12 protein-coding genes are annotated in these 11,616 nt (G+C 66.6%); 5 read left to right on the forward strand and 7 right to left on the reverse strand.

Translation table 11 applies throughout. The annotated features are described in order from the left end of the window. Nucleotides 1-8 precede the first annotated feature (8 nt). The 3 genes from EJP69_RS29830 to EJP69_RS11530 form a co-directional block, all read right to left on the reverse strand. On the reverse strand, nucleotides 9-323 hold the full coding sequence (locus tag EJP69_RS29830) for a hypothetical protein (protein ID WP_240652118.1): 315 nt from the start codon (nucleotides 321-323) through the stop codon (nucleotides 9-11). Between the two features lie 229 nt (nucleotides 324-552). Next, a complete protein-coding gene (locus EJP69_RS11525) occupies nucleotides 553-750 on the reverse strand; it encodes a hypothetical protein (protein WP_126470176.1) in 198 nt (65 codons plus the stop codon). A 119-nt stretch (nucleotides 751-869) separates the two neighbouring features. Beyond that, on the reverse strand, nucleotides 870-2,306 hold the full coding sequence (locus tag EJP69_RS11530) for an aminotransferase-like domain-containing protein (protein ID WP_126470178.1): 1,437 nt from the start codon (nucleotides 2,304-2,306) through the stop codon (nucleotides 870-872). Between the two features lie 164 nt (nucleotides 2,307-2,470). On the opposite strand from EJP69_RS11530, the gene EJP69_RS11535 reads away from it, so the two are divergent. The 3 genes from EJP69_RS11535 to EJP69_RS11545 are packed head-to-tail and all read left to right on the forward strand — an operon-like array spanning nucleotide 2,471 to nucleotide 5,353. Further along, the gene (locus tag EJP69_RS11535; RefSeq protein WP_126470180.1) at nucleotides 2,471-3,697 is read left to right on the forward strand and encodes a pyridoxal phosphate-dependent aminotransferase; all 1,227 of its coding nucleotides are present in this window, start codon (nucleotides 2,471-2,473) and stop codon (nucleotides 3,695-3,697) included. A 52-nt stretch (nucleotides 3,698-3,749) separates the two neighbouring features. Beyond that, nucleotides 3,750-4,487 carry a transporter substrate-binding domain-containing protein gene (locus EJP69_RS11540; protein WP_126470182.1) on the forward strand — a complete coding sequence of 246 codons (738 nt, stop codon included), beginning with the start codon at nucleotides 3,750-3,752 and terminating at the stop codon, nucleotides 4,485-4,487. Next, the gene (locus tag EJP69_RS11545) at nucleotides 4,484-5,353 is read left to right on the forward strand and encodes a PhzF family phenazine biosynthesis protein (RefSeq protein ID WP_126470183.1); all 870 of its coding nucleotides are present in this window, start codon (nucleotides 4,484-4,486) and stop codon (nucleotides 5,351-5,353) included. Before EJP69_RS11540 ends, EJP69_RS11545 begins: the two co-directional genes overlap by 4 nt. Before the next feature lie 11 nt (nucleotides 5,354-5,364). Here the strand turns inward: EJP69_RS11545 and EJP69_RS11550 are convergent, their stop codons facing one another. Then, nucleotides 5,365-5,868 (reverse strand): hypothetical protein, encoded by a 504-nt coding sequence (locus tag EJP69_RS11550; RefSeq protein ID WP_126470185.1) that lies wholly within the window; start codon nucleotides 5,866-5,868, stop codon nucleotides 5,365-5,367. Between the two features lie 435 nt (nucleotides 5,869-6,303). On the opposite strand from EJP69_RS11550, the gene EJP69_RS11555 reads away from it, so the two are divergent. Further along, a complete protein-coding gene (locus tag EJP69_RS11555) occupies nucleotides 6,304-7,875 on the forward strand; it encodes a TerC family protein (protein WP_170217125.1) in 1,572 nt (523 codons plus the stop codon). Between the two features lie 15 nt (nucleotides 7,876-7,890). Beyond that, nucleotides 7,891-8,490, forward strand: coding sequence for a flavin reductase family protein (locus EJP69_RS11560; protein WP_126470189.1), 600 nt, complete (start codon nucleotides 7,891-7,893; stop codon nucleotides 8,488-8,490). Nucleotides 8,491-8,500: 10 nt separating this feature from the next. On the opposite strand, the gene EJP69_RS11565 is transcribed toward EJP69_RS11560, so the two are convergent. The 3 genes from EJP69_RS11565 to EJP69_RS11575 are packed head-to-tail and all read right to left on the reverse strand — an operon-like array spanning nucleotide 8,501 to nucleotide 11,611. Further along, nucleotides 8,501-9,307, reverse strand: a complete 807-nt coding sequence (locus tag EJP69_RS11565; RefSeq protein WP_126470191.1) for a CPBP family intramembrane glutamic endopeptidase — start codon at nucleotides 9,305-9,307, stop codon at nucleotides 8,501-8,503. 57 nt (nucleotides 9,308-9,364) lie between these two features. Continuing rightward, nucleotides 9,365-10,633 carry a TCR/Tet family MFS transporter gene (locus tag EJP69_RS11570; protein WP_126470193.1) on the reverse strand — a complete coding sequence of 423 codons (1,269 nt, stop codon included), beginning with the start codon at nucleotides 10,631-10,633 and terminating at the stop codon, nucleotides 9,365-9,367. A 24-nt stretch (nucleotides 10,634-10,657) separates the two neighbouring features. Then, nucleotides 10,658-11,611, reverse strand: a complete 954-nt coding sequence (locus tag EJP69_RS11575; RefSeq protein ID WP_126470195.1) for a glycosyltransferase family 2 protein — start codon at nucleotides 11,609-11,611, stop codon at nucleotides 10,658-10,660. Nucleotides 11,612-11,616 lie beyond the last annotated feature (5 nt).

Here is an 11,616-nt window from a genome sequence, read left to right on the forward strand (position 1 = left end):
AAGAGTGTTCATCGCGTACCGCTTTCGCTCAAGGCAGCACGCAACGACTGAAGCGCAGAGTCAGCCGTTTCGATCCGCCGCTTCAACTCCTCGTTGACCACTCGCACCAGCGCTCCGAGTTCGGTGCGAGTCGGATAAATCTCTTCCGTATCGTTCACGTTCTGCGAAACGATGAGCTTTTCCAAGCCTGCATATGCACGTTGCAGCTCGTGCAGGTTGTCGATGTCATCGCATGCCTGCAGTGCAAGCGACTCAACGCTGGCGGCTTCGGGTGATTCGGGAAATTGGGAGACGCGCGCGGACGCGCGAGCGGATACAGCCATGAATGGCCTCCAAGGGGTTCGGTTTGCTACAACCGCCGCACCCAACGCCAATTGGAGGCGGCAGCTCGAACAGGTTGGCGTACCGGGAACCCGCTTGCGCGAACCGGCGAGCCTTGCGGCTCCCTGTCCGAGCCGCCAAAACTGGAGGCACGAACGACGAAAGCCGCAGGGTCTCTGCGGAGAATCTGCGGCTTGCGTCGCAGCGGGTTACTCGGGACGCCAATCCCGATCACGCCTCTTTTTGACGTGACGGCCGCAGTATAGCCACGCAACAATTCAGCCCCTTCGGGTCATAGCGCGCAACGGCCTTGTGCCCATCGAGGTCTTCCAGCAGCTGCAGTCCGGTGCCCCGCAGCGTCGCTTCCAGTTCCGCAGGATCGAACCCGGACAGGAACACTTCACCCGCAGCCGCCACGTCCTCGCGCAACTTGCGAAAGGCTTCGTTGCTCGCGTCCGCGCGGCAATGTCACGCAGCGCCGCCAGGTCGGTTTCGTCAGGTGCCCGCATGCCCGCAGGCACGAAATGCTCGTGCGCTACCGACCAGCTTCACCGACCAAGCTGCGCCCGCGCAAGCTTTCCCAACCGCCGCACACCGGCATCGATCCGCTCCGTCCACGCATGCCCCGCACTCAGCCGCAGGCAGTTGCGAAAGCGCCGGCTTGCAGAGAACACATCGCCAGGCGCAAAGCAGATGCCGTGCTCCAGCGCTTCCTCGAACAGCGCGCGCGAATCGAATTGCTTCGGGAGCTCGAGCCAGAGCATGAAGCCGCCGGCAGGCCTGCTCACTTTGGTCTCAGGCGGAAAGCTGGCCTCTATCGCGCGCACCATGCGCGTAAGGTTTTCTTCGAGAACGCGCCGGACCCTGCGCAGATGAATGTCATAGGCGTTGCTCGCCAGAAACTCCGCGACCGCGACCTGCGGCAGGACCGGGCTGCAAAGACTGAATGCCAGCTTGCGTGCCAACACCTGCTGCGAATAGGCGCCCGGCACGATCCAGCCGACGCGGTATCCCGGCGCGAGGCTCTTCGAGAAGGAGCTGCAGTAGATGACCTTGCCCGCACCTTGAGCGAGCGCGATGAAGGGCTTGGGCCGATCGCGGCCGAAGTGGATGTCGCCGTAGACGTCGTCTTCGATCAGGGGAATGGAATGCTCCGACAGCAGCCCGAGCAGCGAGCGCTTGTCGGCTTCGGCCATCGCCGACCCCAGCGGATTGTTGAAGCTCGAAGACAGCACGCATGCCGCCACCGGCTCTTTGCCCAGCAGCCGTGCCAGTGCCGCGATGTCGACGCCGCGGGCCGGGTCCGTCGGCAGTTCCAGTGCCTTCAGGCCCAGAACCTCGAGGGTGTGCAGAAGCCCGAAATAGGTGGGCGACTCGACGGCTATCGTGTCGCCCGGTTTGGCCACGGCGCTAAGTGCGAGCGTCAGCGCTTCGGTGCAGCCGCTGGTGATGAGCACGTCTTCCGGCGAAAGCGCATGCCCCATGCGCATCGACCGTTTCGCGATCTCGCGGCGCAAACCGGGCTCGCCGCGCGGCGGGCTGTAGACGTTGTGGCGCGAGCCGTGCTGGCGCGCCAGGCGTGCGAGGGTGAAGTCGAGCCGCTTCGACTGCAGCAGGCCCACGTCGGGCACGGCGCATCCGAGCGGAACGAGCGACATGTTCGAGGCATGCTCGAGCAGGGTCGCGACAACGCCGCTGATCGAAACGGTCGATGCCTTCGCGCGAGGCCGTGAAGTGGAGGGCAATGCGAATGCAGCATGGCGCGCATTCGATACGTAGAAGCCCGACTGCGGCCTTGCGACAAGAATCCCCTGGTCCTCGAGCATGCGATAGGCCTGCAGCGCGGTCGCGATGCTGATCCGGTGCTGCTCGCTGATGGCGCGCACGGACGGAACTCGCATTCCCGCGGAAAGCGTGCCCTTGTCGATCATGTCGACGACGAGGTCGGCCAGCTGTTCGTATCGGTAGGGGGCGTGCACGTCCATGGTTGCGTTCAGCGTGATGACGAGCGCGATTGTCGATCGCGGGAGTGCGAATCGACAAGCAAACTGTGATGGTCGAAAAAGCGCAAAACTGTGGCTGTTGCGGTTGCTCTTCGCTCTATACGATTCTTCCGTTCCAGCATTGACAACGGATTCGAGGCGAAAGAATGGCAGCTGTTCAAGAGAGTCTTTCCGATGGGCGGCAAGCCAGCCTGCGCGAGGCGTTTTCCTCCTCCTCCTCTTCCTCCACCTCTTCTTCTGCGTGGCGTGGAAGGTTTCCTTACAACGAGATCATTTCCCTTCTCGATGTGAACCGCCCGTTCAATCTGGCGGAAAGCACGTCGCAGGACCTGAGCCTCGGCGAGCTGCTCGATCTCCCGGGCCTGGAGAGCATTCGCGACCTGAAGCTCGGCTATGGCACGTCTGCCGGCGCGCTCGCCCTGCGTCGGGAGATCGCGGAGGCATGCGGTGTCCCGGCGGAGCACGTCATCACGACCCAGGGTACGGCGCTGGGGCTTTTCCTGCTCGCATTCGAGGTCTGCCGTGCCGGCGACGAGGCGGTCCTGGCGACGCCATGCTTTCCGCCCAGCCGCGACTGCCTGCTTGGAGCCGGCGTGACCGTTCGCGAAGTGAAGCTTTCGTTCGAGAGCGGCTACCGGCTCGACCTGGGCCGGATCGAGGAGAGCCTTACCTCGAAGACGAAGCTGGTGAGCATCGCTTCGCCCCAGAACCCGAGCGGCGTGCGAACTTCTCGCGCCGATGTCGAGAAGCTCCTCGGATCGATGGCGCGGCTGTCCCCGGCTGCGCTTCTCTTCATCGACGAGACCTATCGCGAGGCCACCTACGGAGACGGCGCGGTGGTCGAGAGCTTCGCGAGTCTCGATCCACGCATCGTGACCGGCTCGTCCGTTTCGAAGGCGCTCGGTGCGCCCGGGCTGCGGACTGGCTGGCTCACTGTGGCGGACGCCGATCTCAGGTCACGGCTCACCATCGCCAAGATGAACACCGTGATCTCCGGATCGGTCCTCGATGAAACGCTCGCCGCGGCGTTGTTGCGTCACAGGGAGCGCGTGCTCGTGCCGCGCCGCCGGCTTCTTGCCGGTGCGTTGCAGGAGCTTTCGAATTGGTGCCGGGGCGAGCAGGAGCGCATCGAGTGGATAAGGCCGGAGGGCGGAGCACTGTGCTGCCTCAGGCTGCGGGCCGACGTGTTCGACGATGCCGCCGTCTCGCGCTTCTGGCAGCTGCTGCCCGACCACGACCTGCAGCTTGCGTCGGGCAAGTGGTTCGGCGAGAGCGACAGGGTGTTCCGGCTGGGCTTCGGGTATCTGCCTCCCGCGCGCCTGGGGGCTGCGTTGGCCGCTCTTTCGTCGAGCCTCGATGCCGCCGCGGCGTGATCGACATCGACACGAGAGCCGTTTGTTTCCCTTCTGGAAAGTCGAGCAGAGCATGAAAGTACGAATCGCATACATCGAAGAGCCGCCCTTCTACTGGACGGGCCAGGACCAGGCCGCGACCGGGGCAGACATCGAACTGGCCGAGGTGGTGCTTCGGGCGATCGGGGTTTCGGCCATCGAGCACCATCTCACCTCCTTCGGCGAACTCCTGCCCGGTGTGCAGGAGGGGCGATGGGACATGAACGTGCCGATCTTCGTGACGCCCGAGCGGGCTAAGCAGGTCGCGTTCAGCGAGCCGGTCTGGGCGATCGGCGACGGGTTCCTGGTTCCGCGCGGAAACCCGAAGGCGCTTGCAGGCTACAAGGCCGTCGCATCCCGCGGCGATGCCCGGCTGGGCACTGTCGTCGGCACCGTGCAGATCGACTCGGCAAGGTCCGCGGGAGTCGCCGAAGACCGGATCGTGACGTTCAAGGACCAGCCCGCTGCAGTTGCCGCACTGCTGGCGGGGAAGATCGATGCATACGTGAGCACCACGGTCGGCAATCGCGCTCTCGCAGCGATCCACGAGGACCTGGAGGTGGTTGCGAGCGAAGGCAGCGCGGGTGGACGGTTCCCGGTCGGAGCCTTCTCGTTCAACAAGCAGAACCAGCAGCTCGTGCAGGCGGTGAACAGGCAGCTCCGGACGTACCTGGGCACGGCCGACCATCGGGCCAGGATGGCGAAGTACGGCATCGAGGCTGCAGAAATCGACGCCGTGGTCGCAGGCGAGCGTCGGGGAGACGAAGCATGAAAAGAGCCTACAAGGTGGTCGATGTCTTCACCTCCCGGCCCTTCCTGGGCAACCCGGTCGCCGTCGTCCTCGACACGGACGGACTCGATACCGCCCAGATGCAGGCCATCGCAGGCTGGACCAACCTGTCGGAAACGACCTTCGTGCTTCCACCCTCGTCGGACGAGGCCGACTACCGCCTGCGGATATTCACCCCACGCAGCGAGCTTCCCTTTGCCGGTCATCCGACGCTCGGCAGCGCCCACGCGGTCCTCGAGGCCGGACGTGTCGCGCCGCGCCGCAGCGGTCGGTTGATCCAGGAGTGCGGCATCGGCCTTGTCGAGCTGACTGTCGCGCAAACGGGCGACGAGCGCCGCCTGAGCTTCGCGCTGCCACCGGCAAGGCTGGATGCATTGGACAAGGCAGGCCTGGCGGAGCTGGAGTCGATTCTCGGAAACAGGTTGAAGATCGAACCGGCCGTCGTGAACGTGGGTCCCATCTGGCTCGTCGCGCACATGGAAGATGCGGACAGCGTCATCGGCTTGCAGCCGGATCTTGCAAGGCTGGCCGATCTGGAGCGTCGACTTGGCGTGACGGGCCTGACGGTGTTCGGGCCGCATCGCTCCGGAGATGCCGCGATAGAGGTCCGCACATTCGCTCCTTCGTGTGGCGTCGCGGAAGACCCGGTGTGCGGAAGCGGCAACGGCAGCGTGGCCGCGTTCCTGTGGGCGCGAGGGCTGCTGCCCGCTGATGGGCGGGACTACCTTGCGACCCAGGGGCGCTGTGTCGGCCGCAATGGACGCATAGAGGTGAATGTGGACTCGGGCGGCAGTATCCGTATCGGCGGCTCATGCGTCACATGCGTCGAGGGCTCGCTGGCGAGCTAGAAGGCAAGCAGTCAAACGGACGATTGCCTCAGCCCGCTCAGAGCGGATCCAGCGAGGCATCGTCCACCGGCTGCCGCGCCTGCACGGCATTCCGCGCACGCGCACGCCGCATCAGCAGCCCGATCAGCAGCGCCGCAGCTGCGGAGCCCGCCAGCGCCCCCGAGCCGCTGCGCAAGGCTGTCCACGGTCTCCACGCTGACCTGCTGCGCGTGATGGACCAGTGCGGCCATGTCGGCGCCGCGCACGTTCTGGAGATCTTCCATGCGCACGTTCAGGTCGTGCCCTGCGTTCTGAAAGCGGATCTTCGCGAAGATGCCGTTGGCTATTGCCACCAGCGAGAGCACGCCCAGCGGGCGCAGCAGTGTCTCGACGAGATGGCAGCGGTCGGCGACGGGTGCCGACTCGTACACCTGCGCGACCAGCGCGGGAATCTCGGTTTCGGACACGGGTTCGGGGAATGCGGAGGAGGGAGAGGAGAGGGAGGAGGAGAAGGGTTGCAATGCGTTGGATGCCATGGCGTGTTCTTCCTTTGCGTCGTGCGGCCCGGCGGCACCGGTCGGAGAAAAAGAAGTCGCGACATCGGTTGTTGCTGCCGGAACCCGCATGTTCGTACCGTTGCCGCGGCACTTTGATGAACAAGCCGTAAAGCTGCGTTGAATTTACGAAACCGTCGGTGCGGTAAGCCGCAGGTCAGCTCATGCGCCGTAGATGTGGGCTTGGACATGGAAGAAGCCCCACGGAGGCAGGCTGTTAAACGAAGGCTGTCACAGCGCGTCCGATAGACTTGCGCGGGTGAACTCATCCTCCGAGCCTCCCAGTAGGCCGCTGGCCTGCGCCAGCTTTTCTCCCGCGGCACCAGCCCGCATCTTCTTTCCCATGCCGTCCGATGCGGCCCGCACCATGCCGGGCCGCGCCTGCGCGCGCGACGTTGCACGCTTCTCCGGATCATGATCGAACTGCTCTCCGACCCGGCCGTCTGGCTCGGTCTTCTGACGCTGGTCGTCCTGGAGATCGTGCTGGGCATCGACAACCTGATCTTCATCGCGATCCTCGCGGAGAAGCTGCCGCCGCGCCAGCGCGACAAGGCGCGGCTCATCGGCCTGAGCCTCGCGCTCATCATGCGGCTGGCGCTGCTGTCCATCGTCTCGTGGCTGGTGACGCTGACCACGCCGCTGTTCTCGCTGTGGGGGCAGGGCTTCTCGGGGCGTGACCTGATCCTGCTGGGCGGCGGCCTGTTCCTGCTGTTCAAGGCCACTTCGGAGCTGCACGAGCGGCTCGAAGGAGTGACAGCACGTGTCAGCACCGGCACGGCTGCCTATGCGAGCTTCTCGCTGGTGGTCACGCAGATCGTGGTGCTCGACGCGGTGTTCTCGCTCGACGCGGTGATCACCGCCGTGGGCATGGTCGATCACCTGCCGGTGATGATGGCTGCGGTCGTCATCTCCATCGGCATCATGCTGTGGGCCTCGAAGCCGCTCACCCGTTTCGTGAACGCGCACCCCACGGTGGTGATGCTGTGCCTTAGCTTCCTGCTGATGATCGGCCTGAGCCTCGTGGCCGAGGGCCTGGGCTTCCACATTCCCAAGGGCTACCTGTACGGTGCCATCGGCTTCTCCGTGATGATCGAGGCGCTGAACCAGTGGGCGCGGCGCAACGAGCTGAAGCACGAGGCGCGCCGTCCGCTGCGCGAGCGCACGGCCGAGTCCGTGCTGCGCTTGCTCGGCGGCAGGGCGCCCGGCGAGCCCGTGCTGGTCGGCGTGGGCGCGGCCGACACGGCGCCGGAAGAAGCGGAACAACCGGCATTCGCTCTCGAAGAGCGCAACATGGTGAGCGGCGTGCTCACGCTGGCCGAGCGCACGGTGCGTTCGGTGATGACGCCACGCGCCGACATCTCGTGGGTGGACCTCAACGACGCCCCCGAGGCGGTGCGCGAGCAGCTGCTCGATACGCCGCACGGCATCTTCCCCGTGTGCCGCGGCTCGCTCGACGAGGTGGTGGGCGTGGCACGCGCCAAGGACCTGCTGGGCCAGCTGCTGCGCCACGGCAGGATCGACGAGAGCTCCGGCCTGCGCGCGCCGATCTACGTGCCCGAGTCGACCACCGCGATCCGGCTCATCGACACGCTGCGCGGCGCGCGCGGCCAGCTCGCATTGGTCAGCGACGAGCACGGCACGCTCACGGGCGTGGTGACGCCCATCGACGTGCTGGAGGCCATCGCGGGCGAGTTCCCCGACGAGGACGAGACGCTCGAGATCCTGCAGACCGCGCCCGATGCCTGGACCGTGTCCGGCAGCGCCGACCTGCACCTGCTGGAGCAGGCGCTGCAGACGCACGGCCTGGTGGGAGACGACGACAGTTACACCTCGGTCGCCGGCCTGCTGCTGGCGCGCTTCGGCGGCTTGCCCCCGCGCGATGCCCGCTGGACGCATGACGGGTACGATTTCGTGGTGACCGAGGTCGATGCGCAGCGCATCCGCACGGTCGCCGTCCGCCGGCTGCCCGTGGACGAACCCGAAACCTGACATCCGCTCCTTACCATGACCGCATCGCATCGCCAACCCGTCGCGCTGACCAAGGCCTACCGCCTGCTGAACCACGGCCCCACCGTGCTCGTGAGCGCCTCGCACGGCGGCAGGCGCAACATCATGGCCGCGGCCTGGGCGATGCCGCTGGACTTCGATCCGCCCAAGGTGGCGGTGGTGCTCGACAAGAGCACCTGGACGCGCGAGCTGCTCGAAGGCGCCGGCTCTTTCGCGCTGCAGGTGCCGGTGCGCGCGCAGCTCGACCTGACCGAGGCGCTGGGCAACAGCTCCGGCCGCGAGATCGTCGAGAAGTCGGGGCAGGACAAGTTCGCCGCCTACGGCCTCTCGACCTTCGCGGGCACGGCCACCGACGCGCCCCTGCTCGAAGGCTGCGCCGCCTGGCTCGAATGCCGGCTGCTGCCCGAGCCCGCCATCCAGCAGCGCTACGACCTGTTCCTGGGCGAGGTGATCGCCGCGCAGGCCGACGAGCGCGTGTTCTCCAACGGGCGCTGGCATTTCGACGGACACGACGAGCTGCGCACGCTGCACCACGTGGCGGGCGGGCACTTCATCATCGATGGCGAGGCGGTCGACGCGCGCCCCTTGCCTCGCTAGCTGACCCGGTTCAGGCCGAACTGCCGCCGCGTGCCGCGCGAGGCACCAGCATCGCGCGCAGCACCAGCGTGCCGAATGCGGCGGCGGCCAGCGCGAGCAGCGCGATCCACAGCAGGCGCGACGGCGATGCCGCATCGAGCCAGTCGGCCAGCAGCAGCGTGGTGGTGTTGTAGGCAGCGTGCAGCGCGATGCACGGAATGAGCGAGCGCGTACGTTCGTAGAGCCAGCCGAGCACCGTGCCCATCACGAGGCCGACCACGAACTGGTAGATGTTCATGTGCGCCGCGCCGAAGAGCAGCGCCGACATGAAGATCGCCTGCCATCGCGGATAGCGCTGCAGGAAGCCGCGCAGCACGATGCCGCGGAACAGCATCTCCTCGAGCAGCGGCGCCATGACGCACACCGCGAGCACGGCGGCGACGCTGCCGTCGGCCATGCGGCTGAACATGGCTTCTTCCCATGCCGAGGGCGGCAGGATGCGCATCATCAGGTTGAGCGCCGAGGTGATCGTCAGCAGCAGCGCGGGCACGAGCAGCAGCGCCGGCGGCACCACCAGCATCAGCGTCGCGCCGGCAGAGGCCCGCGACTGATGGAAGAGCTCGCGGTAGGTGAGCTTCTGCGAGTGCATCAGCACCGCGAACACGCAGCCGTTGCCCAGCACGGCCGCGAGCACGCCGATCTGCATGCTGCTGAGGTCGAGCCATCCGTTGGCGTCGCGCAGCGCGGCGCCGATGACGAGCTCGACCAGGAACAGCGCCACGAACAAGAGGACGGCCTGCGTCGCCGAGGGAAAGGCGGCGCTTTTCGGGGAAGGCATGGGACGGGCGGGAGGGCGCGGAAGGAGGGTGGCGCGGATGTTACGCGACCGGCTGCATCAGGTCGGCTCGACCGCTGCGGCGGTGCTGCGCGCCTGCGCCGCCGGCCGCGTGTAGCGCCACGCGATCAGCACGCCGATGCCCAGGAACACCGCGGCAATGAAGAACGGCGCGCCCGGCAACTGCACTGGCGAGCCAGCGTCGATGAAGTAGCCGAAGCTGCCCGCGAACATCGCGGGCCCGACGATGCCGGCCACCGACACGAGGCTCGTCAGCGCGCCCTGCACCCGGCCCTGCTCGGCGGGCTCGACCTGCCGGGTGACGAGGGCCTGCGCCGCCGGTGCGGCGAAGGTCAGCAGCGTGCCGAAGGGAAGCGCGACCAGGAAGATCCAGGCCACGTCGGCAAAGCCGTAGATCACGAAGCCGAGCACGCCGCAGCCGAGCCCGAACAGCAGGGCGCTTCGCTCGCCGAAGCGCTTCACGCCCGGCCCGATCAGCAGCACGTTGATCAGTACGCTGAGCACGCCCACGAGGCCGAGCACCCAGCCCACGGTGTCTTCCTTCCAGCCGAACTGCCGGTCGGCGAACAGCACGAACACGCTCGGGTACACGTACTGCGCGAGGTTCATGAGGAAGATCACCGCCGCGAGGCCGAACACCTGCGGATAGCGCTTCAGCAGCACCAGCGAGCCTATCGGGTTGGCGTGCGACCAGTCGAACCGGGGGCTGCGCCGCTCAGGCGGCAGCGACTCGGGCAGCACGAACCATCCGTAGCAGACGTTGAGCATCGTCAGGCCGGCCGCGAACCAGAACGGCAGGCGCGGATCGATGTGGCTCAGCTGCCCGCCGAGCACCGGCCCGAGCACCAGGCCCGCGCCGAACGCCGCGCCCACGATGCCGTAGCTTTTGGCGCGCTCTTCCGGCGTCGTCACGTCGGCGATGTAGGCATTGGCCGCTGTGAGGCTGGCCGAGAACACGCCCGACACCACCCGGCCGATGAAGAGCCACGGCAGGCTGTCGGCCAGGGCCATGAACACGAAGTCGATGGCCAGCCCGAGGCACGACAGCAGGATCACCGGCCGCCGCCCGAAACGATCGGACAGGACGCCCTGGATGGGCGAGCAGATGAACTGGATCACCGCGAATGCCGTGCCGAACAACGCGATCCAGTACGCCGCCGTCGCGGTGCTGCCGCCGGCGAGGCGCTCCACCAGGTGCGGCAGGCCGGGAAGAATCAGCCCGAACGCCAGGAAGTCGATCAGGACGGTGACGAAGATGAAGGCGAGCGCGGCGCGGCGTGCTCGTGGTGCTTGAAGGGGCGAGTTCATCGCGGGGTCGTTCGGGCCCGTTGCTCAGCCGTTGTTGCGGCTCAGGTACTCGCCCACGCGGGGACGCGCCTCGCGGATGCCTCCCAGCCGGCCGAGCAGGCCGTCGAGCACGCCGAACATCAGCGCGAGGCTCTTGCGCAGGCGGTCGCGCTCGAAGATCAGCATGGGAAGGATCTGCTTCAGCGTATAGACGTTGATGAACAGGATCGCGGGGAAGGCACGCACATGAGCGAGCGAGAGATCGAGCGCGTTGCGCGTCAGGTAGTAGCGCCGCGCGGCCGGGTAGTTGATGACGTAGATCTTCCAGCCGAACAGCGACCGGGCCTGGAGGTCGCCGATCTGGTGCCGCAGCACGACGGCCGGATTCAGGTAGAGCGGCACTTCGCCGCGCAGCGCGCGCATGCAGTAGTCGGTGTCGACGTGGTCGATCACGTAGCGTTCGTCGAAGCGGCCGATTTGGGTCCACGCAGCGCGCGAAATCAGCGAGCCCGAAGAGATCATGAAGGCGCAGCGGACCAGCGGCTCGGTGAATGGCTTGCGCAGATCGAACTGGTAGACGCGCTTGCCCTCGAGGCCGAATTGCGGAATGAGCGCATCGAGGTTGGTGTCGTACACGAGCGGGCCGATCAGGAAGGCTGCTCCTTCATCTCGTTCGCCGGCTATCGCCGCTGCCTTGCACATGTCGTCGAAGTAGCCGGGCGGCAGCACCGAATCCTGGTCGAGCAGGAAGAAGAGTTCGGCGCGTTGCGCTTCGAGTTCGGCGATGCCGCAATTGAACGCTCCCGCGATGCCGCCGCGGTTGCCGTTGTGCAGCACGGTGATGCCCGGGCCGGCGAGCGCGCCGTGCCAATTGCCTGCTTCGGGTGTGTTGTCGACCACGCAGAGGCGCGGGCACGATTGCGCGAGCGTACGGAGATTGGCCAGCTGCCCGTCGGTGGGGAAGTACGTGACGACGACTGCACCGAACGACAAGGACACCGCGT

It is taken from the genome of Variovorax gossypii (assembly GCF_003965815.1).
In the GTDB taxonomy this organism is placed as follows: Bacteria; Pseudomonadota; Gammaproteobacteria; order Burkholderiales; family Burkholderiaceae_C; genus Variovorax; species Variovorax gossypii.